Consider the following 24,813-nt stretch of genomic DNA (forward strand, 5'->3'; position numbering starts at 1 on the left):
CGTCGGCGGCAGCGCTGCCTATCGTCGCAGCGCCCCCCCGCCCCCGCATGCAAAAGGGCAAGGTTTCCCCTGCCCTTTTCAGCTTGCTCAAGATACCTCGGGGGTCCGGGGGTGGCGCCCCCGGCCGGTCCCTCAGGCGCGGGTCGCGCGCACGATATCCAGAATCTCGCGCGCGGCGGCCGGAATATTGGTGCCCGGCCCGAAGATCGCCTTCACACCCGCCGCTTTCAGGAAATCATAGTCCTGCTGCGGGATCACGCCGCCGCAGATCACGATGATGTCCTCGGCGCCCTGCGCCTTGAGCGCCTCGATCAGTTTCGGGGCCAGCGTCTTGTGACCGGCGGCCTGCGAGGAAATCCCCACCACATGCACGTCGTTGTCAATCGCGTCCTGCGCCGCCTCTTCCGGGGTCTGGAACAGCGGGCCCACATCGACGTCAAAGCCGATGTCGGCAAAGGCGGTCGCGATCACCTTGGCACCACGGTCGTGACCGTCCTGGCCCATCTTGACGACCAGCATACGCGGGCGGCGCCCCTCTTCCTCGGCGAATTTCTCGACATCGCGCTGGATCTGGGCGAAGCCCTCGTCGCCGTCATAGGCCGCGCCATAGACGCCGGCCAGCGTTTTCACCTCGGCGCGGTGACGCCCGAACACTTCTTCCATGGCCAGTGAAATCTCCCCGACGCTGGCACGGGCGCGCGCTGCCGCGACAGCGCCCTCCAGCAGGTTGCCACCTTCTTTCGCGCGCCGCGTCAGTTCGGCCAGTGCCGCCTGACAGGCTGCCTCGTCACGGGTCGCGCGCATTTTTTCAAGCCGCGCGATCTGCGCCTCGCGCACCTTGACGTTGTCGATGTCCAGAATGTCGATCGGGTCTTCCTTGGCGAGGCGATACTTGTTCACCCCCACGATCACCTCTTCGCCCCGGTCGATCATCGCCTGACGACGCGCCGCCGATTCCTCGATGCGCAGCTTGGGCATGCCCGAGGCCACGGCCTTGGTCATGCCGCCCATCGCCTCGACTTCCTCGATCAGCGCCCAGGCCTTTTCGGCCAGCTCGGCCGTCAGGCTTTCGACGTAATAGCTGCCCGCCAGCGGGTCGACGACATGGGTGATGCCGGTTTCTTCCTGCAAGATCAGCTGGGTATTGCGCGCGATCCGGGCCGAGAAATCGGTCGGCAGCGCGATGGCTTCGTCCAGCGCGTTGGTGTGCAGCGACTGCGTGCCGCCCAGCGCCGCCGCCATCGCCTCATAGGCGGTGCGCACCACGTTGTTGTAGGGGTCCTGTTCCTGCAAGCTGACACCCGAGGTCTGGCAGTGGGTGCGCAGCATCAGCGAGCCGGTCTTCTTCGGGTTGAACTCGGTCATGATGCGGTGCCACAGCAGACGCGCGGCACGCAGTTTCGCGGCCTCCATGAAGAAGTTCATGCCGATCGCGAAGAAGAAGGACAGACGGCCCGCGAAGGCGTCCACGTCCATCCCCGCCGCCAGCGCCGCACGCACATATTCGCGCCCGTCGGCCAGCGTATAGGCCAGTTCCTGCACCAGGTTCGCGCCCGCTTCCTGCATGTGATAGCCGGAAATCGAGATCGAGTTGAACTTGGGCATCTCGTTGCTGGTATATTCGATGATGTCCGCAATGATCCGCATCGAGGGCTCGGGCGGATAGATATAGGTATTGCGGACCATGAATTCCTTCAGAATGTCATTCTGAATGGTGCCCGACAGCAGGCTGCGATCGACGCCCTGCTCTTCGCCGGTGACGATGAAGTTCGCCAGAATCGGGATCACCGCGCCGTTCATCGTCATCGAGACCGAGACTTTTTCCAGCGGGATACCGTCGAACAGGATCTTCATATCCTCGACGCTGTCGATCGCCACACCGGCCTTGCCGACATCGCCCACCACACGCGGGTGATCCGAATCGTAGCCGCGGTGGGTAGCCAGATCGAAGGCAACCGACACGCCCTGCTGGCCAGCCGCCAGCGCGCGGCGGTAGAAGGCGTTGCTTTCCTCGGCGGTCGAGAAGCCCGCGTATTGACGGATCGTCCACGGGCGGCCCGCATACATCGTCGCGCGCACACCGCGGGTGAAGGGGCCGATGCCGGGCAGCGTGCCCATATGCGGCAGATCCTTCACATCCTCTTCGGTGTAAAGCGGCTTCACGTCGATGCCTTCGAGCGTATGCCAGGTCAGGCTTTCCAGCGGCCGGTCACGCAGTTCCTTCTGGGCGACCTTAACCCAATCCTCTTTTTTGTTCGTCATGGAACAGTCCTTCTTCCTCTGCCGCCGCACCCGGATGTGCCCCCGGTGTTTCAGCGTCCATTTCAACATATACCACGCCCGGCGGCGCGCTGCGCAACCAGGCAAGATCTTCGAGGTAGCGCAGCGTCATCGCCCCGCATTGCCGGGTGGAAAACGGCATGTAGCGCGTGCCGCCCCCCCGGTGTCCGGCGCCGCGACCCGCCGCCGCAAGGCGGGGGGCGGCATTGCGTATGCACCGCTGGTCATAAAGCCCGGCAGGCAGATCGGCCTGTGGCGCCATCGCCTGCAGTTGCGCGGCATGCGCGCCCAGCATCCCCTCGAACGACCAGACGGTGACGGGCAGGCCGAAGGCCGTGCGCACCACCTCTACCACCCGGCGCCAACTGCGCGGATGCCGTGCCAGCCGATCCAGGAATTCGGCGCCCGGGGCCTTGGCGCCCCGCGCCTGCGCCACCGCCAGAACCGAGGCCCACCACTGATCGGGGCGCCGCACCGACAGCGCGACGCCGGTCAGGTGCGGGCCGATCGCCTCGGCCACACGGTCCAGCCTGCCGCGCAGATCGGGATAGAGCGTCGCGTGATCCAGGCAGACCGGCATCGTGCCCATCACGTTTTCTTCCGAAACGATCAACCGGCGCAGGCCCGCATCTTCCAGACGGTCGATTTCCATCGCAATCCGGGTCGCGGCCCGGCGCGCAAGCAGGTCATCCTCGGCAGTGACCAGATCGGGGCGCTTGATCAGCCCGGCGAACAGACCCGCGCGGGTGCGTTCAGGCCCCCAGACGGCGGTGCCCGCCTGGGCCAGCAGGGTTTCGTTCTGCAAAAGCCACGCCTGCAGAGAGCTTGTGCCGGTGCGATGCGCACCGATGTGCAAGATGACATCCATGTTCCAGCCCGTTCGATGCGCCCGGGGAACGCGCTGGCGTCCGCGGGTCCGACCCATGGCTGAGTGTGCCCGCATATCTCTGGAGAACTGCTTAATGCCCGGATTTTGCGAAAATTCGCCCGATTGCCCATAGAAGCACAAGGACACAGGGCCTATATCTGGGGCAATGGAGGTGTCAATGTCACGCGCGCTCAGGCTTGGTTTCATTGCTTTTTTTGCCGCGTGGACAGGCGCTGTACCGCTATTGGCGGCCGCCCAGGACGCCATCTCGGATGCACCGGCCGAGGCGGCCGAGTTCGCCCCGATTGCGGGCAGTGAAGCGGATTTGAACGAATTCATCTGGAAAAACCGCCCCGTCGTCGTCTTTGCCGACAGCCCCGCCGATCCGGCCTTTGTCGAACAGATGCGGCTGTTGCAGGCGCGCTGGCCGGAACTGGCGGCCCGCGACGTGGTGGTCATCACCGATACCGAGCCCGGCACCCCCAGCCCGGCGCGGCTGAAACTGCGCCCGCGCGGGTTTTCGCTGGTGCTGATGACCAAGGACGGGCAGGTTTCGATCCGCAAGCCGATGCCCTGGGACGGGCGCGAGATCATGCGGGCGATCGACAAGATGCCGATCCGGCGCGAGGAAATCCGCAACGGCACGAACCGGTAATTCCCCAGTTTGAACAGGATCGCACCGGGGCCATCACAGCCCCGGGCGGGTTTCGGACAGGCTGCCGCAGCCGCCGGGGCGGTGGGGGCGATGCCCCGCGCGCCTTTGGCCTGCGACAGCATCATGTCATTCGAACTCCATGATGATTTCGTCGACCTTCAGGCTGGCGCCCGGGGCCGCGTTGATCTTCTTGACCACACCCTTGCGCTCGGCGCGCAGGATGTTTTCCATCTTCATGGCTTCGACGGTCGCCAGCGCCTGACCTTCCTGCACCTCGTCGCCTTCGGCCACGTTGATCTTCACGATCAGACCCGGCATCGGGCAGAGCAGGAATTTCGAGGTATCCGGCGGCAGTTTTTCCGGCATCAGCTTGGCCAGCTCGGCGGCCCGCGGCGTGCGCACATGCACCTTCAGATCGGCCCCACGCACCCGCAGACGGAAGCCCGAGGGGATCAGACCGACCTTGAGCACCAGCGGCTGGCTTTCGATCAGCAGTTCGGCCAGCGAATGCCCAGGAACCCAGTCGGATTCGACGCGCAGATGCGTGCCGTCGGCAAACTTGACGGTCGACCCCGCCTTGTCCGCCGAGACCTTCACCACGAATTCCTCGCCCTGCAGGGTGACGACCCAGTTTTCCCCGACATGGCGTTCGTGGTTGCCCAGCGTCCCCGAGATCCGCGACAGACGGATTTCCGAGACGCGGTTCATCGCCGCCGCAGCCGCCGCGACACGTTTCAGCGTCGCATGTTCAAGGGTGACACCCTCGAACCCGTCGGGGTATTCCTCGGCGATGAAGGCCGTGGTCATTTCGCCTGCGCAGAACTTCGGATGGTCCATCACCGCCGAGCAGAACGGCAGGTTGTGGCCGATGCCCTCGACTTCGAACGTATCCAGCGCCAGGCGCATTTCCTCGATCGCATCGGCGCGGGTTTCACCCCAGGTGCACAGCTTGGCGATCATCGGGTCGTAGAACATCGAAATCTCGCCGCCCTCGTAAACGCCGGTATCGTTGCGCACGATGCCGCCGCGGGTGGTGTGGCCTTCGACCGGCGGACGATAGCGGGTCAGACGGCCGATCGAGGGCAGGAAGTTGCGATAGGGGTCTTCGGCATACAGACGCGATTCCATCGCCCAACCGTTGATCTTCAGGTCTTCCTGCTTGAACGGCAGCGGCTCGCCCGCGGCGACGCGGATCATCTGTTCGACCAGATCGACGCCGGTGATCAGCTCGGTGACCGGATGTTCCACCTGCAGACGGGTGTTCATTTCCAGGAAGTAGAAGTTGCGATCGCCGTCGACGATGAATTCCACCGTGCCCGCCGAGGTATAGCCCACGGCCTTGGCCAGCGCGCAGGCCTGTTCGCCCATCGCCTTGCGGGTCGCGGCATCGAGGAACGGCGAAGGCGCCTCTTCGATCACCTTCTGGTTGCGGCGCTGGATCGAGCATTCGCGCTCGTGCAGATAGACGCAGTTGCCGTGCTTGTCGGCCAGCACCTGAATTTCGATGTGGCGCGGCTGGGTCACGAATTTCTCGATGAAGATACGGTCATCGCCAAAGCTGTTGGCCGCTTCGTTCTTCGAGGATTCGAAGCCTTCCTTGACCTCGGCTTCCGACCAGGCGATCCGCATGCCCTTGCCGCCGCCGCCGGCCGAGGCCTTGATCATCACCGGATAGCCGATCTCGCCCGAGATCTTGACCGCATCGTCGGCGTCCTTGATCAGCCCCATATAGCCCGGCACCGTCGAAACGCCGGCCTCTTGCGCCAGTTTCTTCGAGGTGATCTTGTCGCCCATCGCCTCGATCGCAGGCGACGGCGGCCCGATGAAGACGACGCCGGCCTGTTCCAGGGCCTCGGCGAATTTCATGTTCTCCGACAGGAAGCCGTAGCCCGGGTGCACCGCTTCGGCGCCGGTCTGACGGATCGCATCCATGATCTTGTCGATCACGATATAGGACTGGTTCGCGGGCGGCGGGCCGATATGCACGGCTTCGTCAGCCATCTTCACATGCAGCGCATGCGCGTCGGCATCGGAATAGACGGCCACCGTCTTGATGCCCATCTTGCGAGCCGATTTGATCACCCGGCAGGCGATTTCGCCGCGGTTTGCGATCAGGATTTTCTTGAACATGTCAGTCCCTTCCCATCGGGCACGAGGGTGCAAACCCCGCCCCGCTCTTCGTGATTGGTGGTTCGATTGGCAAAACAAAATGCCACCGGGGCGGCAAAGCCCCGATGGCATGATCTGACGGCTGAACAGCGGCGCGCGCACGCGCCCCGATCAGCGAAAAAGAGGCGGCCTGCGCCTTAGTTGCAGATGCCCGCGTCGTCGCAATAGGTGCCGGCCAGAGCACCGATTGCCGCACCAGCAAGCACGTTGGTGTCGGTCGCATCCGCGACGAGCGCACCGGCAGCCGCACCGCCAAGCGCGCGTTCGCTGTCGGTCGCCATGCAACCCGACAGAGCGGACGCAACGAAGATTGCAAGAAGGATCGGGGATTTACGCATGGGGTTCTGCCTCCAAGGGATTGTTCTGTTCCAGAAGAATCTAGCGCAATCGCCGACGATTTAAAGCCCAAAGCCGCCGGTTGGCGCGCAAAAACCCGCGCATCGGCAATGGCTTGCCGATCTGCCGCACCGCAAACGGAGAAAAGGTGCGGTCTGACCGACAGATCAGACCGCGAGGAAAGGGAAGGGGTAGGGATGGATCGCGCAGCGCCACGCGTCGCCGCATCGCGCTGCACACCCTCATGCTGCGCGCTCGGGCGGGGTTTGGCAAAGCCCAATCGCGCCGGAAAACCGGCGTCGGCGGCATGCTGCCAAATCCACGGGGCGCGCGGCGAAATCATGCCCAATCGCCCTCCTCGTCCTCATCATCCCAGATGAATTCTTCGGGAGCGGCAAAGACTTCGGGGAAGGAAGCCTGGGCTTTCTTCAGGTCGATCTTCAGCAAGGCGTCATAGGACGCCGGATCGAAGGGCTCTTCGGCGGGAACCACCTCTCGGCCGAACAGCCAGCTCAGCCGCCCCGCATCCAGATTGCCGCGTTCGAACGGTTCTTCACCGAACTGCGCCCAAAGTGCCGCCATGAATCCGGCATCCGCCCGCTTGTCGGCAGGCGCGCGGTCGCGGAACCGTTCGCGTTTGATGATCTTGGTCGCGCCCTGCTTGTTGGCGCGCCGAATGACAAATTGAAAATCAGTCCCCGGCAGACGCCCGGGGAATCCACGGTGCTTCAGCATCGTGCGCCCTCCTTGGTTAGGGGGCGCACGTTATCGCGACCCGGAGCGCTGTGCAAAGCATGCGCTACACAAATACGCTCGCGCGCGTGTTTTGCTCTTGCCTCAACCGCGCGTGGGCTGCTGGTCCGTATCACCGGAATCGCGGCCCTCATTGGGTTCGCGGATCGGAACGCAGGTATATTGACCGGCAACATCGCTTGCGGCTGCCGTCTGGCCGGGGCCACACAGTTCTTCGCAAATCGGCAAGGTGCCGGGATATTGCGCAGAGATGGCCGTATCGCGCGGGCGGCATCCCGCCGTGACGACATCACCGTATTTGTCATAGATCGGTTCAGGCATGATCGGCGTAGGGGCAGGTGCTGCGCAGGCAGCGACAATGCCCAATGTCCCGAGGCCGAGTGCAAGGCGAATTCGCATGGGTCCATCCTCCCGTTTGGCTTGTTAGCCTCCCTAAGGTAAACCGCCGCGCGATTCTGCGCCATGCGCCATATCAAATCAGAAGAAGTCTTCCCTGCGGGCGACAGCAGGGTGCAGGTCAGGCCCGGCGCCAGAGCAACCGGATCGGTGTGGGCAGGGCTGACGCCCCGCCCCGCAACCAGATTATTTGTATTTGCCGGTGTAGGTCGGCTCGACCGAAACCGGAGCAACCGGCTCTTCTTTCGGGGCGCAAGCGGCCACGAAACCAACCAGAGCGATCGCGATAAGAACTTTTTTCGACATGCTTTTCTCCTGATCGGCGCAACGCTGAACGGGGCTCTGCCCGCAGTCGTTCGCCCCTGTTTCATTCCATGAGGCAGAGGATTCCCCTCGCAGATCAGATTACTCTGCGCCGCAGCGCCACAGAAGGGGGGACGAACGATGTCACAGCGCTGTGGCCGCCGTGCATCGGCGACTTTCCGCGCATGCCCGTGCGCGCAAGCGTCGGGCAGGCCAAGACCAAGGCTGACGCCAGTCTGCGCCCCCTGCCCTTTGCCATGTGCCACGTCCTTGCGCATCAGAACATCTCCCAAATGCAGGCCCCGTCCGTCACCGAATAGGCCTCGAAATATTGCACCGCCTCGTCGTCGGCCTCCCCGAAGGGCAAAACCCGATCCGACAGGCTGATCACCACCTGCGCGGGCTTTGGTCCCAGCGCGGGCAGTCGCGGCAGTGCGAAACTCTCGCAAAGCGCCGCCATATCCTCCAGCGCGACATCCGGCGCGATCGGGTCCGGCCCGCCGATCTGCGGCGCCAGGAACCGGAAGCGCAGGGTCAGCCCCTCGGGCCCGCCGGTATCGGTGATCGAATCGATCCAGCGAACCTCCTGCCCCGAAGGCACCGCGATCGGCGGCACGTCCGGCAGGACAATCGCCCCCCGATCTTGGGCGGAGACGGGCCGGGCAAGCAGGCCAACCCCGAGACTGATCGCAATCAGCCCCGCGATGCCCCGCACCTGCCCGGCCACGCGCCCCATTCCGCGCCCCTCAGAGCGGAATGTTGTCGTGCTTTTTCCAGGGGTTCGACAGTTTCTTGCTGCGCAGCGAAGCAAAGGCACGCGCCACCCGGCGACGGGTCGAATGCGGCATGATCACCTCGTCGATGAAGCCTTTTTCCGCCGCCACGAAGGGGTTGGCGAAGCGGCCCTCGTAATCCTTGGTGCGCGCCGCGATCTTCTCGGGTTCGCCCAACTCGCTGCGATACAGGATCTCGACCGCGCCCTTGGCGCCCATCACCGCGATTTCCGCCGTGGGCCAGGCATAGTTGAAATCGCCGCGCAGGTGCTTGGACGCCATAACGTCATAGGCGCCGCCATAGGCCTTGCGGGTGATGACGGTAACCTTCGGCACGGTCGCCTCGCCATAGGCGAACAGCAGCTTCGCGCCGTGCTTGATGACGCCGCCGTATTCCTGGCCGGTGCCGGGCAGGAAGCCGGGCACGTCGACCAGCGTCAGGATCGGGATTTCGAACGCATCGCAGAAGCGCACGAAGCGCGCGGCCTTGCGGCTCGAGTCGATGTCCAGACAGCCTGCCAGAACCATCGGCTGGTTGGCGACCACACCCACCGTCTGGCCTTCCATGCGGATGAAGCCGGTGATGATGTTGCCCGCGTAATCCTTCTGGATCTCGAAGAAATCGCCCTCATCGGCGATCTTCGTGATCAGTTCCTTCATGTCGTAGGGCTGGTTCGGGTTCGACGGGATCAGCGTATCGAGGCTTTCCTCGACCCGCGCCACATCGTCGAAGAACGGCCGGACCGGCGCCTTTTCACGATTCGACAGCGGCAGGAAGTCGATCAGGCGGCGCGTTTCGGCGATCGCCTCGACGTCGTTTTCATAGGCGCCATCCGCAACCGAGGACTTCCGGGTGTGAGTCGAGGCCCCGCCCAGTTCCTCGGCGGTGACGATTTCATTGGTGACGGTCTTCACCACATCGGGGCCCGTCACAAACATGTAAGACGAATCTTTTACCATGAAGATGAAGTCGGTCATCGCCGGGGAATAGACCGCACCACCGGCGCAGGGGCCCATGATCAGGCTGATCTGCGGCACCACGCCCGACGCCATGATGTTGCGCTGGAACACCTCGGCATAGCCTGCGAGCGAGGCCACGCCTTCCTGAATGCGCGCGCCGCCGGAATCGTTCATACCGATGACCGGCGCGCCATTCTGCATGGCCATGTCCATGATCTTGCAGATCTTTTGCGCATGGGTTTCAGACAGCGAACCGCCGAAAACGGTGAAATCCTGGCTGAAGACATAGACCATGCGGCCGTTCACGGTGCCCCAGCCGGTCACCACGCCGTCGCCCGCCGGGCGCTCGGCCTGCATGCCGAATTCGGTGCAGCGATGCGCCACGAACATGTCGAATTCCTCGAACGAGCCCTCGTCGAGCAGCAGCTCGATGCGTTCGCGCGCGGTCAGTTTACCCTTCTTGTGCTGGGCCTCGATACGGCGCTGACCACCGCCCAGACGGGCCTCGGCGCGGCGCTCTTCGAGCTGATTCAGGATATCTTTCATGGGGTCCCCTCCGACGGTTTGGCGCACACTATACGCGCGCAACAATGTTACAAAGCGGATTTCCGTAAATTTGCAAAATATTGACAGGCGCCGCGCCGCAAATTGCAAATCAGCAAACCAGCCTTCGAAAACGCAATCCGTCCGATGGCGGGCTTCAAGGTTGCGATCTGAGGCGCAATTGTAGCCCCAAACGGCGGTTTCGGCGACCCAATTCCGAGGCTCAGCCACGCGTTGACCGATGCGCCGCGGCCGGAACCGTTGGCGGCAAAGCCTGAACCTGCCCCATATCTTCCGGGGGATGCCACGAATGCCATGCGCGCACCTGTCGAGGCATTCAGATCCGCGGCTGATCCTGATCAGGATTTCACCGGGGCGATACACACCCCGCGAAACAGGTCGCGCGATTATTGGTCGGCCGGGAAAATCAGAACACCTGACACAAGCGCGACAATTTGCCCGTTAATATATGTCTTATTGTCACCTTTGGCAGGTCGCCTTGCGCTGCATACCATGGTATTCCAAATCGTGAATGTGATGAGGAGATCAGAACCATGTCCTACCTGAAGGATTTCCGCCCGTCCCGGCGCGGGTTTTTGGGCTTGGCAGGCGGTGCGGCGGTGCTCAGTCTAGCGACCCAGAGCCAGGCCCAACCCATTTCTACAAAAGCGAAAATCGTCATTCTCGGCGCTGGCGCCGCAGGTGCCGGGATGGCCAACCGCCTGGTCGAGCGCCTGGACGGTGCTGAAATAACCATCGTGGATGGCCGCAAAGACCATTGGTACCAACCCGGTTTCACGCTGATCGCCTCGGGTTTGAAACCCGCCGCCTATTCGGTTTCGGGCACAGGCGACTGGCTGCCCAAAGGCGTGAACTGGGTCCAGGAGTACGCCGCCAACATCGACCCCGAGGCGCAGGTCATCACCACTGCGGGCGGCGACAAGCTCCCTTATGACTATCTGATCCTCGCGACCGGGCTTACCCTGGACTGGAACGCGATCGAAGGCTTTTCACTGGATCAGGTGGGCAGCAACGGGATCGGCGCGGTCTATGCGGGCCCCGACTATGCAGAAGCCACCTGGCGCGCGATGGACGCGTTCACCGCGAAGGGCGGCGTGGGCCTGTTTGGCCGCCCGGCGACCGAGATGAAATGCGCGGGCGCCCCGCTCAAATACACCTTCATCACCGACGACTATCTGCGCCGCAAAGGCACGCGCGATGCCTCGCAAATCATCTATGCGGCGCATAACGACACGCTCTTCTCGGTGCCGGTGGTGAATGAGAAGGTCAAACTCCTGTTCGGGGATCGCGGCTTTGACACGCGCTGGAACCATGTCCTGACCGGGATCGACGCCGAGGCGCGCACCGCCTATTACCGCATCCCCGAAAGCCGTGTGCTCAATCCTGATGGCACCGTTACGGTGACCGGCGCGCGCACCGAAGCCATCGCCTTTGACTTCACCAATGTGATCCCGCCGCAGCGCGCCCCCCAGGTCGTGCGCGACTCGGGGCTGAGCTGGGCCGACAAATGGGTCGATCAGGGCTGGATCGAGGTCGATCAGGGCAGCCTGCGCCATCTGCGCTATCCCAATGTCTTTGGCGTGGGCGACATCAACGGCGTGCCCAAGGGCAAGACCGCAGCGAGCGTGAAATGGCAGATCCCCGTGGTCGAGGATCACCTTGTCGCCGACATCGCCGGGCGCGAGGGCACGGCGGTTTACAACGGCTACACCTCCTGCCCGATGATCACCAAGATCGGGCGCGCGATGCTGGTGGAGTTCGACTACAAGAACAACCTCACCCCCTCCTTCCCCGGGGTGATCGCGCCGCTCGAGGAGCTGTGGATTTCCTGGCTGATGAAGGAAATTGCGCTCAAACCCACCTATAATGCGATGCTGCGCGGCAAGGCCTGAGGAGAGGATCATGCAACAACTGACGCTGGAAACCTTGGTCGCGGTCTTTGAAGAGATCTTCGGGCGGGGCCTGTTCTGGACGATGGTCGCCGTCGCCGCAGTGGTGACGATCGCCTATCTCTATGTGCTGATCCGCGACCGGCATCTGTCGGCACGCAAATTTCTGGCCGCGCAACTTTTCATGCCGGTGGGCGGCATCGCGGCGGTGCTTTTCGTGCAATGGGTCACCCATTCCGGCCTGTCCGACATAGGCGGGCCGATTGATTGGATCGTCCTGTTGGGCGTGGCGGGAACGGGCGCAATCGGAACTGCGATCCTGGTCTATACCGCGCAGGCGCTTATCGCGGGCAAACCCCGCGACACCGACTGAGCCGATTGCAAGACTGTCCGGGCAACGGCAGGCTGCCCCCACTCAGCCCGCCGTTTCCGTTGCGCCGTCGTCCGCCCTGCGTCATTGCTCGCGGAAGGCGCGCGACATGCTGTCGATGACCGGCTTGGCAATATACTGCGCGAAGCTGCGGGTTTCGGTGCGGATCATGATTTCCACCGGCATACCGGGCTTGGGCGTGAAATGCCGCACCCGGCGCAACTCGTCGCGGGTCAAGGAGGCGCGCACGACATAGGCCTCGCGTCCCGAGGCCGGCTCGCCGGTCGCCACCGCATCCGCCGAGACATAATCCACCCGCCCCGACAGCACCGGCGTCGTGCGCTGGTTCAAACCGTTGAGCTTGATCGTGGCCTCCTGCCCGACCTGAACACTGTCGATATCCGAGCGCGAGATCAGCGTTTCCACGATCAGCGGCGCATCCGCGGGCAGGATTTCGGCCACCGCGCGCCCCGGTTCGATCACCCCGCCCGCGGTATGATAGTAAAGCCGCACGACCGTCCCGGCGACCGGCGCCAGCAGTTCGGTGCGCGACAAGACGTTTTCCGCCTTGTTCAGTTGTTCACGCACGCTTTCCAGTTCGGCCTGTATACCCTGCAATTCGCTCAGCGCCGCTTGCCGGTGTTCATCCAGCGTGCGCTCGATCTGGGTCTGATAGCGCGCGCGCATGCTGTCGATCTCCTGCACCTCGGCCTCCAGTCGGGCGCCCTGCCCCTGCGCATCCAGCAGCGCCCGGCGCAGCGCCGAAATCGTGTCGCGCGAGACGATGCCCTTGTCGAGCAGACCCTGCTTATTGCCTAGTTCCTCGGACAGGATCGCGGCCTGTGCGGCCAGTGACTGACGCTGCAGCGCATAGCCCTGCCTGCGCGCCTCCAGCGCCTCGATATTGCGACCGATCAGCGCCAGATCATTGGCAAGGGCCGAGCGCGCGACCTCAAACCCCTTGCGCTGACCTTCCATGATCGACGCGATTTCCAGATCGGCGGCCTTATCGGTCAGGCTGGCGGGAAACAGCAACCTGTCGGCGCCCCGATGTTCGGCCAGAAGCCGCGCCTCGGTTGCCTCCAGCCGCGCGCGGCGCACGTCCAGCTCGCGTTTGGTGGCGCTGGCAAGGGTGCCATCCAGCCGCACGATCGGCTGTCCGGCGCTGACCGTCTCGCCCTCGCGAACCAGAATTTCGGCGATGATCCCGCCTTCCAGATGCTGCATCACCTTGTTCTGGCCGGTGGCGACAAAACTGCCCTGCGCCATCACCGCTGCCGCCAGAGGGGCGCGGAACGCCCAGATGCCGAACCCGCCAAAGGCCAGAACCATCAGCGCAAACCCCAGGACCGCATGGCCCCACACGCGGCGCGGGACATCGGCATACCATTCCACCGGATCGACCGTTGTCATCACCCGCCCCCTATGTATCGCGCCGCGGCAGCTGACCGCCCGGGCCCTTGTCCAGCCCGGCGGCATCGCCCGCGCCCCCGGCCTGCCCGGCCAGCCGTTCCAGCACCACATCGCGGGCGCCAAACAGCGCGACGCTGCCATTGGCCAGCAGCATGATCTTGTCCACCGAGTTCAGCAGCGCGGGTTTTTGCGTGATGACCACGGTGGTGATGCCATTGGCGCGGGCATGTTCGATCGCGCGCGCCAGCGCCTTGTCGCCCGCCACATCCAGATTGGAATTCGGCTCGTCCAGCACCAGAAACCGCGGATTGCCAAAGAACGCCCGCGCCAGCGCGATGCGCTGTTTCTGCCCCCCCGACAGCGGCGCGCCATCGGCGGCCACCATCGTTTCATAGCCCTGCGGCAGTTGCGCGATCATGTCATGCACATCGGCCAGCACGGCGGCGCGATAGATGTCTTCGTCCTTGGCGGTGCGGCGCATCCGGCCAATGTTTTCCTTGATCGTGCCCGGAAACAGCTGCACGTCCTGCGGCAGATAGCCGATGTTCTCGCCCAGTTGGCGCGGGTCCCAATTGCGCAGATCCATCAGATCCAGCCGCACATTGCCCGAGGTCGGCAGCACCGATCCCACCAGCATCTTGCCCAGTGTCGTCTTGCCAGCGCCCGAATTGCCGATCACCGCCAGCGCCTCGCCGGGGTTCAGCGAAAAGGAAATGCCGTTGAGCACCACCTGTTTCGTGCCGCCGGGGACATAGAGCAGCCGCTCGACATCCAGCCGACCTTCGGGGCGCGGCAGCCAGAGCCGTTCGAACTGCAGCCGGGAGCCTTGCAGCAACCGCTGGATGCGGCCATGGGCAGCGCGGGTCAGCAAGAACACATGCCAGCCCTCGATCGCGCCCTCGATCGGCGCCAGCGCCTTGCCCGCGATGATCGACGAGGCGATGACCATGCCACCGGTGATTTCCCCCGCCAGCGCCAGATGCGCCCCCCAGCCCAGCATGCAGACCTGCGCCAGCAGGCGCACCCCGCGCGACACCGAAGCGGAAACGATGTTGCGATCCTGCGCCAGCACCTGCGCGCGCAGCGATTGCGCGGTGTCGCGGCCCCAGATCTCGACCGCCTCGGGGATCATCGCCATCGCGTTGATCACCTGACTGTTGCGGGTCATCGAATCCAGATGCAGATTGGCGCGGCTTTGCGCGGCGGTGGCACGAGCAAAGGGTTCATGCGTGACCTTCTGGTTGATCAGCGCGATCAGCGCCAGCGCAAGGCCGGTGACCACCACGATCATGCCCTGATCGGGATGCACCAGGAAGATTGCCAGCATGAACAGCGGTGCGAAGGGCACATCCAGAAAGGACAGCAAGGTCCCCGAGGTCAGGAACCCGCGCAATTGCTGCAGATCGCCCAGCGTCTGATATTCGCGGCCATTGCCCGCCAGCGAGGCATGCGCGGCCGCCGACAGGATCGGCGCGCCCAGCTGCGCGGCCAGCTCGACCGCGCTGCGCATCAGGATGAAGCGGCGGATCGCATCCAGTGCTGCCTGCAAGACCACCGCGCCGACGATCACGAGCGTCAGCATGATCAGCGTATCGACAGAGCGGCTGGTCATCACCCGGTCAGAGATCTGGAACAGATAGATCGGGATCGCAAGGATCAGGATATTGGTGGCCAGCGTCATGGTGAAGACAAGGCCCAGGTTGACCCGCACCGCGCGGATGCCCCGCTTCATCGCGCCGCTATAATCTTCCGGGCCCAGACGACGGTGGAAGGTGGCGCCACCGTTCGACCCGCCGCCCCCGCCGCCGTCTTCGGGGCCTTGGCCGGGCCTGCGCGGCGGTTTGGCGCCATCCTCGGTGCGCAGGCGCGGGCCGCGGTCCTGTTCAATCGGCGGGGCAAGCGGTGTGCCGCCGGGGTTCGGGCCGCGCAGATCTGCGGCTTCGCGCAGGGCCTCGGCGCGGGACTGGGGCGGCATGCCGGCCGGTGCGTCCGGCGCGTCCGCGCGCGCAGCCCGGGCCATTTCCGCTGCGGCAGAAGCAGCCCGGGCTGGCTGTGCCGCTGCCGTCATCCGCGCCGCACGAGACAGCGCAGGTTGTTGCAGGTTCGGCACCTCCGCCGCCATGGGGGCATACATGGGCGACGGGTTTGCTGTGGCGGGCGCAGGGCACGGCTCCGGCGGGACCGGGCCTGCGCTCGCGGTGAGGTCGCTTTGCGGTGCCCGCGGGGGTGCATTGCTGGCGTCGGTATGGTCCTTCACCTTGTCTCTCCCTGTGCGCCGCCTTGCGGCGGTCTGGTGTGGCGGCGGCGCCCGGCGGGCCGCCCTGCCGCGCGGTGTTCAGGCCGTCAGCAGATGCAGCCCGTCCTGCGGGGCGGTCTGCGCCGCCAGATCTGCCAAGGCGGCCCCGCCCTGCGGATCATCGGGGGGGCCATGCTCCATCATCTCGGGCGCAAGAAAGGCCACCGCCTCGCTGGCCAGGGCAGAGCCCGGCCCCGCCAGCCCGTCCAGCCCCGGCATCTGATCGTCGATCAACCCTGCCTGATGGATCAGGGCGTCCGAATAGACCTGCCCCGCCGCCATCACCGTGGAATCGATGCCCAAATCGTTGATCGACGCGGCGTTCAGCATCGCATTCTCGCCGGTATCAATCTGCATGCCCGCGAGGACTGCCGACGCCATCGCGGCCCCTTCGGCCAAAGCGATCTGATCGACGTCACCCAGATAGGAAAATTGCCGGACGATGTTTGTCTCGATCAGATCCCCCGAGATATACAAAGCAGACAGCGTGCCATGCCCCGCAAACAACGGATCCTGCGCAACCGCCGCCGACAGGGTGCCCGCGCCCGCCGCCATGGTGTCGAGCAGCTTGGCGAAATTGTCCTGCAGCGCCTGCAACGTATCGCGGCTGCCGTGCAGGATCTCGGCGCTGTTGAGCAACAGATCATCCCCCCAGCCCAGCGCGCCGCCATCGGGCAGACCGATGATCTGGTCGACATCGAACAGCACATTCATCTGCTCGATCACGTTCAGCGTGATGTAGCTGCCGCCGACGATGATCAGATCGTAATGCATCGACAGCGCCTCGATCGTGGTGAAGTTCGACAGCGTGTTGTCGCCGGTGCTGATCTGGCTGGCCGAAGCGGTGAACACGGCCTCGACCCGGTCATGGTCGCTGGCGAAGATATGCTGCTCGATGCGGTTTTCGAACACCACATCGCCTTCGATCCGCTCGACCTGCCAATAGGCGGGCAGCTGAAGCGGGCCCTCTTGCGCAGGAGAGGCCGCGGGATCGTCGGTGCCGTCCGGGCCGGGCGGCAGGATCAGCGCGGGGTCGATCTGCGCCGCGTTGAAGGCACGGGCCATGCCCGGCACATGGAAGGCCCCGGCCCCGCTGTCGGCGGCCTCTGTGGCCCCTGTCGTATCGCTGCCGGTCACGCCCGACAGATCGTCTTGCGCCTGCGCCACACCGACCTGCGCCCCCCCGGACAGGACGGCATCCACAGGGCTGCGGGCGACCAGATGGCCCGCGACCAAAGCGTCGGCGCCCCCGGTTGCGTCGGTCAGATAGACCAGATTGACCTGATTGATCACATCTATCTGCACCAGATCGCCGCCGACCAGGATCACATCGGCATCCACGCCATTTACGGCAATATAGGCCTCGTTCACGGTCAGATTGCCGCCGGTGCTCAGATGATGGCCCGCAGGCACGGCATAGGCGCTGGCGGACCCCGCATGCGGCGCCTCGGTGTCGGCCTCGCTGATTTCGGGCGGGTCGATCCGCGCGGCGATCGGGGCGGGCAGATAATCGCGATGCTCGGGCATCGCTTCGGCATGCTGCCCGTTGACATACAGCCGGTCGGTCGCATCGGTGTCCGATGCCACGCCGGGCGCCAGCCGGATCAGCCCCCCCTCGCCCTGATCTGCTGGCAGTGCGGTGATGGCCTGCGCAAAGCTCAGCGCCTCGGACGCGCCGGGCGGGCCCGCATCGGGCAGCATCTGCGAGATAAGACCGGACAGATCGCCGCCCAGAACGGTCGCCTGCTGCGCATAGTCGTGCAGCCGCGCGGTCAGATCTTCGGGGGCGATGAACTCTGTGCCGCCGCGAAACGAAAGCAGGTCATTGTCCGACAGATACAACACCTGGATCGTGACCGTCAGCAGCTCGGGCGGCAGCGGGATCGTCCAGTGGACATCGGCGCCGCGCGCCGGGGCCGCGGGCACGTCGAACTGATCGGAATGCCGCATTTCCGGGGATGCGACCTGAACATGCGCGGGCGGCGCGATCTGCCAGGCCCACGGCTCGGGCTGGCCTGGCGCGGCCACCGGCAAGGCAAGCCGCAGCTTGGGGTCGAAATCCTCCAGATCATAGGGCGAGGTGATATGGATGCGCACCTGCACCGGATCGAAGGTGGTATCGGGCGCGGCCGGATGGCCGCGAAAACTGTCATACGCCTCGCGCAGGCGCGCGGCTTCGGTGTCCATCTGGAACGCGCCGATGAAATGCGCGACAGTTTCAGTGATGTGATCAAATGCCATGAGACGCGCCCCCCGATGCGTCTGCCCCCCCGGTGCCTGCGGTTCAGGCGGGGCTGTTTTCTGACGAAAAGCAGCCAGACGGGCCCCGTCAGGGGCCCGCCGTATCGGTTCAGGTTCAGCTCATGTCGTCATCGCCGATCAGCGTGGTGCTGTGGTTGCCACCGACCACGGTCATGTCGACGGTATTACCCAGCACATTGGCGCCCATGACGATGTTCTGGTTGAACGCCGCCAGATCCAGCGTCGCCGATGCGGAGGCATGGGATTCCCCGGTGACATAGCCATCGTCACCGTTATGCGAGCCCCAGACACCGGCGCTGCCCCCGGCCCCGCCGTCACCGTTGAACACATCGCCCGCAGCCCCGCCATAGGCGCTGCCGCCGGTGCTGTCGCCGATCACGCCGTCGCCGCCATAGCCATAGCCGCCATTGCCGCCATGGGCATAGCCCGCGCCGCCATCCCCGGTGCTGCCCAGCATCGCGCTCGACATGCCCGACCCATCGGCACTGCTGTTGGCGGCGTTTTCGGAATAGCCCCCCGTGCCATAGCCCGAAATCGCCTGCGCCATCCCCTCGGCGCTGCCGTCGATGTCGTGATCGGCAAAGAGGTAGGTGATCCCGCCATCACCGGCATCGCTGTCGGCACCCCCGTGGCCATCCGCGGCGGATTGCGCCCCCGAGCTGGCCTGGTTGACGCCCATGCCGCCCTGCGTGGTGCCGGTGCTGGCCTGGCCGGTGCCGTCGCCCTGATTGGCCGCATAGGCGTCATTGCTGCCGCCATTGCCGCCCTGCGACGACCCGATGCCCTGGCCCGTGCCAACCGCGCCGACATCGCCGGATTCGGCCCCCGCCGCACCGCCGTCACCGCCCTGAGAGGAACCGATGCCCTGGCCCGTGCCGGTCCCGGTCGCCTCGGAGGAGGCCACGCTGCCGCCGCCGCTGTCACTGCCGCCATGCGGCATGCCGAGCCCGGACATCATCATGCCCATCGGGCCGCTGGCGCCGCCGCTCTTGGCATCGGCATCGCTTTCCGCGGCGCCCAGACCGCCACCCAGTCCCAGCGCACCGGAATCGCCGCCGTCACCGCCCTCGGCCCCGGCGCCCGACGCCCCGAGCCCCAGGCCAAGGCCCAGACCCTCTGCCGAGGAATCGCCGCCATTGGCATCTTCGGCTTCGGCCGTCGCACCATTGGCGCCCACGCCAAGACCCAACGCCAGGGCACCGGCATCGCCACCCGTGGCATCCTCGGCCTCGGCTTCGGACGCGGCCCCCGACAGGCCCAGACCAAGACCCACGGCCCCCGCATCACCGCCACTGCCGCTTTGGCCCGTGGTCGAGGATTCATCCTCGACATGGGTGTCGATATCGGTATCGGCGTCGGCATCGCCGCCGCGCCCGCCGGTGGTTTCATTGTCCAGATCGGCCTGGCTCAGGCCCAGACCCAGCGCGGCAGAGTTCACCGCCGCATCGCCGCCGCTGCCGGTTTCGGTTTCGGCATTGCCGCCTTCGTCGCCTTCGCCATCACCGCCCGCCGCAAAGCCGCCAAGCGCCGCGCCCCCCCAGGCCACACCGCCATTGGCCGCGCCTTCGCCGCCGCCAGCACCGCCGCTGGAGCTGGTGTTGATCCCGTCAGCCGAGGTGGCATGACCGCCCGCCGCCGTGCCATCGAAGTTGAACGCGGCATTGTTGCTGACGCTGGGATCATAGAGCGTGTCATCGTCATAGAGGCTGGCGTTTTGCGCGTTGACCACGCCCGTCGCCATGCCGCCACCCGTCAACGAATTGTTCAGGATATTGCTCAGCGACTGGTCATTGCCGGTCTCGATGTCACGCCCGGCGCCGTAGAATTCGCCGATCGAGGCATGGTCCGACAGGTCAATGTCAATATTGTCGTCATCGCGGGGAATCCATTCGCCGCCCCCGAAATCGATGTTCACATCGACATCGTTGGAATTGGCGTTGCTGTCATCCCCGCCATTGCTGTTTTGCTGCTGCTGGTGTTGCTGTTGCTGCTGGTTCTGATCGGTTTCGGTCCGGGTGTCGGTGTCGGTATCGACCTTCACCTCGGAATTCGCGACCGCACCGGCGTTGGCGTCTGCATCGGCATCCGCATCTGCGTCGGCATGCTGTTGCTGCTGCTGATTGTCGATGTCGATATCGGCCTTTTCGATCTCGATCTCGGCATCGACATCAATGTCGACCTCTTCCACTTCCAGATCGTCGAACATCACCTGATTGGTGCCGCTGTGACCTCTGCGGGACATGGCTTCTCTCCTCGGTTTGCTGCCCCGAGCACCGCCAGTCATCTCCAAAGCGGCATAGACAGGGCTGGTTGCGTTGATCGGCTCCCTCGTGGGATCGGCCAGACAACAGCGCACCGATCACTGCCGCCGATGGCGTCAGTGCCCGTCGTTCCGCGCAGTCGGACCCCAAGGGCCATGCTGCGCAGACATCGCTGTTCCTGATTCGTCGGGGCCCTGGCCCCACTCCCCCAAAACCGATCCTGACCCCTGAGGGCCAGCAAACTCAGGCTGCCAGCAAGCTCTGGACCGTGCTAGATGACCAAATGGTTAGTTTTTTGCGAATTTCAGCCAAGACACTGATTTTATTAACGATCTATCAAAGATTGCAGAACAGCCACGGGCGCGGGGTCTAATCCTGTCGGCGGGGCTGCACGACAGGGCCCGCAATCAGCAATACCCCAAGATGCCCCAAGGTAAAGTCATGCGGGCAATCATGTTTCACGCCTGGGTTGTATTGGGTCGGCCCTGCCATTTCGCAGCCCCAAGGCGACCCGCCGGTCAAGAACGAATCATTCAAGCGGGCGGCGATAATCTTTCGATTAGTTTCAGGAACAGCCGTTTTGAGCTATTATTCCCACAGGGAATAGAAAACAGCCCAAAAAAAGGGCTGGCAATTATTAAGTATTGTGATTGGGGGGAAGATCAGTGACTGGCACCAGTTCCGTCGTGCGGCCCGCCGAAGGCACGCGCGATCAGATTGTTTATATCGGCAGCACGTTTGTTTTTCCGGACGTCATGCTGCGTCTCGTGGGGAGCGAGATCAGCGACATTGGCACCCGGCGGATCGAGCGCAGTGAATTCGATGCAACCGGGGCGCCTGGGGGGGCACGCCTGGTGGTCTTTGAAGAAACCTATGGTGCGTCTTTGTTCGAAACCCCCGAGAGGATGCGGAGCCTGTGCGGCAGGGCGGCGCCGGTGCTGGCCTATCGCGATTGCGAACTGGCGCGCAGGCTGCTGCACCGCCAGCAGGACCGCATCTCAAGCGAGCAGATGCGGTTCTTGCCGATCAGCATGCCCATCGAGGCACTGGTCGCGCTGATGAAGGTGTTCCTGTCGGGGGAAATCCTTGTGCCCGCAACACTGGTGGGCCGTTCGGATGCGCAGGAGGCCGCGTATCAGATGGCCGCCGAACGGCGACCCTGCGAGGGTCTGACCGCGCGCGAAAGCGAGGTCTTGCATCTGGCTGCGCAGGGCCAGCGCAACAAGGTCATCGCCAATGCGCTAGGTCTGTCCGAACATACCGTCAAGCTGCACATCCACAATATCATCGCCAAGCTGGGTGTTGCCAACCGCACCGAGGCCGCGAGTCGATACATGGCCGCGCAGGGCCGCAGCTGATGCGCCCCGCCGCCTCCAGCTTCGACGGGGCGCTGCAAGAGATTGGCCGACTGACCTATGTCTGGACGAATACCGAAAGTCTGCTGGTGCATGTCATTGCCGGGCTGATCGGCTGCGACAAGGATACCGCGCTGATCCTGTTTCTGACGCTCAACACCACCCGTGCGCGGGTGGATCTGGTCGAACGTCTTGCCAAGCACAAGGGCCTGCCCGAGGCGGATCTGAACCGACTTCTGCAGGTGACCAAAAAGATGGTGCGGCATGCGGCCGAGCGGAACCGTTACAACCACGCGATCTATGCCTTCGACCCGGATGGCGGCGGTATCAGCACGATCCAGATGCGGATCGCCGACCGCCGTGATGCCATCCGCATGGGGGAAAAACGACGCCTCGACGCCGAGGCGATTTCCGGCCTGCGCGAGACCATATCCGATCTGACCACCCTGAACCGCGATCTCTGGGAGATGATCCGTGCCTTCGGCTATCCGTGCTGATCTGCCTGCAGGGCGTTGTTTCTGTGGGTGTTTGAACCCAGGGATTAACGCTGTGATCCGGCGCTGTTGTGCCCGCTGAAAACCGGGCCATTTGCGTTCAAAGCTTTGGCGATCCCGGAAGGAATCGAACCCTCAACCTGCCGATTAGAAGTCGGCTGCTCTATCCAGTTGAGCTACGGGACCGCACGCCTCCGTTTTGCGCCATGGCGCGGGCGCGTGCAAGCCCGTCAGATCACAAGCGTCATAAAGGTCGAATTCGGATCGGGGCGATAGCCGGCGAAGGGTTCGCATTCGACAAAACCCGCCGCCAGGTAAAGGCCGCGCGCCGCCAGAAACGACGGTTGCGCACCGGTTTCCAGGCTGATCCGGGCGAAACCGGCCTCGCGCGCTTCGGTAATCAGATGATCCAGCATCATCCGCGCAAGGCCCCGCCCGCGCAGCTCCAGCAGGATATGCATGGATTTGATCTCGGCATGGGTCGGGTCGATCCGCTTGAGTGCGCCCATGCCCACAGCCCGCCCCTCTTCACGCATCACGAAAAAGGCGATCCCGGGGGCGGCAAGCGCCGAGGCGGGCAGCATGTGGATCGATTCGGGCGGCGTATCGGCATGCATCGCATCGGTATGGCGGCGATGCAAAAGCGCCAGATCTTCCTGCACGGGATGTTCGCGGGTGATGGTGATCATCGGCTTCTCCGAACGACTGATGAGGGTGGTACATCAAATGCACCACCCTATTGTCGCCACTTGGCGATGAAAGGAAAGGGGGCAGCGCGAATAGACCCGCGCCCCCCTGCCCGTCTTTTCACCCCTGCAACCAACCCGCCAGTTTTTCCGGGTCAGGCAGACCGCCCGCATGCACCAGCTTGCCGTCGACGCTGATCCCCGGTGTGGACATCACACCCGCACGGGCGATCGCGGCCATGTCGGTGACTTTCTCGACCTGCACCTCGATGCCCAGTTCGGCGGCGGCCGCGCGCATCATCTCCGCGGTCGTTTCGCAACGCTTGCAACCGGGACCATAGATTTTGACGTCTTTCATCATGCTCTCCTCAGAACAGAGCGTTGAACAGGAAGCCGACACCCAGAATACCTGCGGTGACGACGCCGATGAACACCGCCAGCAGGCGCAGCGTCAGCACCTGACGCAGAATGATCATCTCGGGCAGGCTCAGCGCGATCACCGACATCATAAAGGCCAGCACCGTGCCAAGCGCGGCGCCCTTGCCCAGCAGCGCCTCGACGATCGGGATGACACCGGCGGCGTTGGTGTACATCGGCACGCCCAGCACCACCGCCGCGGGCACCGACCACCAGGCATCCGCGCCCATGATCCGTTCGAGCAGCGATTGCGGCACATAGCCGTGGATGGCCGCCCCCATGCCGATGCCAAGCAAGATCCACAGCCAGACCTTCGCAAAGATCTCGCGCAGGGCATCGAAGCCGCGGCGATAGCGTTCCGGCCAGCTGAACGCCGTGCCCTCGACCGCGCCCGGCGTTGCCGCGCCGGAATGGATGTCGCGCACCCAGTCCTGCAACCATCCCTCCAGATGCAGCCGCCCGATCACCCAGCCTGCGACGATGGCGATGCCCAGCCCGAAGGCAAGATAGACCGCCGCCACCTGCCAGCCGACCAACCCGATCAGCAGGATCAGCGCCACCTCGTTCACCATCGGCGCCGCGATCAGGAAGGAGAACGTCACCCCCAGCGGCACCCCGGCCGAGACGAAACCGATGAACAGCGGCACGGCCGAGCACGAACAGAACGGCGTCAGCACCCCCAGCCCCGCCGCCATGCCATTGGCCACGCCCTCACGCCGCCCCGCCAGCAACGCGCGGGTCTGCTCGGGCGAGAAGAAGCTGCGCACCACGCCCATCGCGAAGACGACCAGCGCCAACAGCATCATCACCTTGGGCACGTCATAGAAGAAGAACGCCAGCGCCGCGCCCAGATGGCTGTCCGGCGCAACCGGCAACAGCCCGACCAGAGCCGCCGACAGCGCGGGAAGGCGGGTATAAAGCGCCCACCAGACCACGGCGGCCGCCAGAACGACGACGCTCCATTGCCATGCGGGACGGGATTTTGTGGGGGAAAGCGTGGTCATGCGGCGCTCCTGTCTTGCACCCGGCCTTCCGTCGCCGCAGCGGCCAGAACCGCCGCCACGACCGCCTCGGTTTCAGCGGGCAGATCAGGGTTGATACGATAGCGCACCCATTGCGCGTCACGCCGATCCACCACCAGCCCGGCAGTCTTGAGCACCCCCAGATGCCGCGACAGGCGACTTTGCGTGGCCGACAGACGGTCAAGCAACTCGCAGGCACAATGCTCACCATGATCCCACAGGATTTGCATCGCCCCCAAGCGGGTCGGGTCAGCCAATGCGGACAATGTTTGAACGATCATCACAACCTCA

General features: G+C 64.5%; 21 protein-coding genes and 1 tRNA gene. 5 read left to right on the forward strand and 17 right to left on the reverse strand.

Features of this window, described 5'->3' with window-relative positions; genetic code table 11:
• Nucleotides 1-132: 132 nt before the first annotated feature.
• Both scpA and P2G62_RS01955 read right to left on the reverse strand, forming a co-directional pair.
• Nucleotides 133-2,262, reverse strand: a complete 2,130-nt coding sequence (scpA, locus tag P2G62_RS01950) for a methylmalonyl-CoA mutase (RefSeq protein WP_275733164.1) — start codon at nt 2,260-2,262, stop codon at nt 133-135.
• Nucleotides 2,234-3,148 carry a hypothetical protein gene (locus P2G62_RS01955; RefSeq protein WP_275733165.1) on the reverse strand — a complete coding sequence of 305 codons (915 nt, stop codon included), beginning with the start codon at nt 3,146-3,148 and terminating at the stop codon, nt 2,234-2,236. The genes scpA and P2G62_RS01955 overlap by 29 nt, the downstream gene beginning before the upstream one ends.
• A 244-nt stretch (nt 3,149-3,392) precedes the next feature.
• On the opposite strand from P2G62_RS01955, the gene P2G62_RS01960 reads away from it, so the two are divergent.
• Complete coding sequence (locus tag P2G62_RS01960; RefSeq protein ID WP_345799259.1) at nt 3,393-3,803, forward strand: DUF4174 domain-containing protein; 411 nt, start codon at nt 3,393-3,395, stop codon at nt 3,801-3,803.
• A 126-nt stretch (nt 3,804-3,929) separates the two neighbouring features.
• On the opposite strand, the gene P2G62_RS01965 is transcribed toward P2G62_RS01960, so the two are convergent.
• The 6 genes from P2G62_RS01965 to P2G62_RS01990 form a co-directional block, all read right to left on the reverse strand.
• Nucleotides 3,930-5,933 carry an acetyl/propionyl/methylcrotonyl-CoA carboxylase subunit alpha gene (locus P2G62_RS01965; protein WP_275733167.1) on the reverse strand — a complete coding sequence of 668 codons (2,004 nt, stop codon included), beginning with the start codon at nt 5,931-5,933 and terminating at the stop codon, nt 3,930-3,932.
• A 176-nt stretch (nt 5,934-6,109) separates the two neighbouring features.
• Nucleotides 6,110-6,310, reverse strand: coding sequence for a hypothetical protein (locus tag P2G62_RS01970; protein ID WP_275733168.1), 201 nt, complete (start codon nt 6,308-6,310; stop codon nt 6,110-6,112).
• 337 nt (nt 6,311-6,647) lie between these two features.
• Nucleotides 6,648-7,043, reverse strand: coding sequence for a hypothetical protein (locus P2G62_RS01975; protein ID WP_275733169.1), 396 nt, complete (start codon nt 7,041-7,043; stop codon nt 6,648-6,650).
• 102 nt (nt 7,044-7,145) lie between these two features.
• A complete protein-coding gene (locus P2G62_RS01980) occupies nt 7,146-7,460 on the reverse strand; it encodes a hypothetical protein (RefSeq protein ID WP_275733170.1) in 315 nt (104 codons plus the stop codon).
• Nucleotides 7,461-8,037: 577 nt separating this feature from the next.
• A complete protein-coding gene (locus tag P2G62_RS01985) occupies nt 8,038-8,496 on the reverse strand; it encodes a DUF6497 family protein (RefSeq protein WP_275733171.1) in 459 nt (152 codons plus the stop codon).
• A 10-nt stretch (nt 8,497-8,506) separates the two neighbouring features.
• Nucleotides 8,507-10,039: an acyl-CoA carboxylase subunit beta gene (locus P2G62_RS01990; protein WP_275733172.1), complete on the reverse strand. Its 1,533-nt coding sequence runs from the start codon at nt 10,037-10,039 to the stop codon at nt 8,507-8,509.
• A gap of 551 nt (nt 10,040-10,590) precedes the next feature.
• Here P2G62_RS01990 and P2G62_RS01995 point away from each other — a divergent pair.
• Together P2G62_RS01995 and P2G62_RS02000 are read left to right on the forward strand one after the other, a co-directional pair.
• Nucleotides 10,591-11,949 (forward strand): FAD/NAD(P)-binding oxidoreductase, encoded by a 1,359-nt coding sequence (locus tag P2G62_RS01995; RefSeq protein ID WP_275733173.1) that lies wholly within the window; start codon nt 10,591-10,593, stop codon nt 11,947-11,949.
• Between the two features lie 10 nt (nt 11,950-11,959).
• Nucleotides 11,960-12,319: a DUF5368 domain-containing protein gene (locus P2G62_RS02000; RefSeq protein WP_275733174.1), complete on the forward strand. Its 360-nt coding sequence runs from the start codon at nt 11,960-11,962 to the stop codon at nt 12,317-12,319.
• 81 nt (nt 12,320-12,400) lie between these two features.
• Here the strand turns inward: P2G62_RS02000 and P2G62_RS02005 are convergent, their stop codons facing one another.
• The 4 genes from P2G62_RS02005 to P2G62_RS02020 all read right to left on the reverse strand — a co-directional run bounded on the left by P2G62_RS02005 (nt 12,401) and on the right by P2G62_RS02020 (nt 20,529).
• Nucleotides 12,401-13,729, reverse strand: a complete 1,329-nt coding sequence (locus P2G62_RS02005) for an HlyD family type I secretion periplasmic adaptor subunit (RefSeq protein ID WP_275733175.1) — start codon at nt 13,727-13,729, stop codon at nt 12,401-12,403.
• Nucleotides 13,730-13,739: 10 nt separating this feature from the next.
• On the reverse strand, nt 13,740-15,704 hold the full coding sequence (locus P2G62_RS02010; protein ID WP_275733176.1) for a type I secretion system permease/ATPase: 1,965 nt from the start codon (nt 15,702-15,704) through the stop codon (nt 13,740-13,742).
• A gap of 360 nt (nt 15,705-16,064) precedes the next feature.
• Nucleotides 16,065-18,266: a hypothetical protein gene (locus P2G62_RS02015; RefSeq protein ID WP_275733177.1), complete on the reverse strand. Its 2,202-nt coding sequence runs from the start codon at nt 18,264-18,266 to the stop codon at nt 16,065-16,067.
• Between the two features lie 115 nt (nt 18,267-18,381).
• Entirely contained in the window at nt 18,382-20,529 is a 2,148-nt protein-coding gene (locus P2G62_RS02020; RefSeq protein WP_275733178.1) for a hypothetical protein, read from the reverse strand.
• A 774-nt stretch (nt 20,530-21,303) separates the two neighbouring features.
• Here P2G62_RS02020 and P2G62_RS02025 point away from each other — a divergent pair.
• Together P2G62_RS02025 and P2G62_RS02030 are read left to right on the forward strand one after the other, a co-directional pair.
• Nucleotides 21,304-21,906: a response regulator transcription factor gene (locus tag P2G62_RS02025; RefSeq protein WP_275733179.1), complete on the forward strand. Its 603-nt coding sequence runs from the start codon at nt 21,304-21,306 to the stop codon at nt 21,904-21,906.
• On the forward strand, nt 21,906-22,400 hold the full coding sequence (locus P2G62_RS02030; RefSeq protein WP_275733180.1) for a hypothetical protein: 495 nt from the start codon (nt 21,906-21,908) through the stop codon (nt 22,398-22,400). The genes P2G62_RS02025 and P2G62_RS02030 overlap by 1 nt, the downstream gene beginning before the upstream one ends.
• A 106-nt stretch (nt 22,401-22,506) precedes the next feature.
• On the opposite strand, the gene P2G62_RS02035 is transcribed toward P2G62_RS02030, so the two are convergent.
• From P2G62_RS02035 to P2G62_RS02055, 5 genes are all read right to left on the reverse strand, one after another.
• Nucleotides 22,507-22,583 (reverse strand) — tRNA-Arg (locus tag P2G62_RS02035).
• Nucleotides 22,584-22,627: 44 nt separating this feature from the next.
• Complete coding sequence (locus P2G62_RS02040) at nt 22,628-23,086, reverse strand: GNAT family N-acetyltransferase (protein WP_275733181.1); 459 nt, start codon at nt 23,084-23,086, stop codon at nt 22,628-22,630.
• Between the two features lie 118 nt (nt 23,087-23,204).
• Entirely contained in the window at nt 23,205-23,441 is a 237-nt protein-coding gene (locus tag P2G62_RS02045; protein WP_275733182.1) for a thioredoxin family protein, read from the reverse strand.
• 10 nt (nt 23,442-23,451) lie between these two features.
• Nucleotides 23,452-24,504, reverse strand: coding sequence for a permease (locus tag P2G62_RS02050; RefSeq protein WP_275733183.1), 1,053 nt, complete (start codon nt 24,502-24,504; stop codon nt 23,452-23,454).
• Complete coding sequence (locus tag P2G62_RS02055; protein WP_275733184.1) at nt 24,501-24,803, reverse strand: metalloregulator ArsR/SmtB family transcription factor; 303 nt, start codon at nt 24,801-24,803, stop codon at nt 24,501-24,503. The genes P2G62_RS02050 and P2G62_RS02055 overlap by 4 nt, the downstream gene beginning before the upstream one ends.
• Nucleotides 24,804-24,813: the final 10 nt, after the last annotated feature.

The sequence above is a fragment of the Paenirhodobacter sp. CAU 1674 genome (genome assembly GCF_029222945.1).
Classification (GTDB): domain Bacteria; phylum Pseudomonadota; class Alphaproteobacteria; order Rhodobacterales; family Rhodobacteraceae; genus Rhodobacter.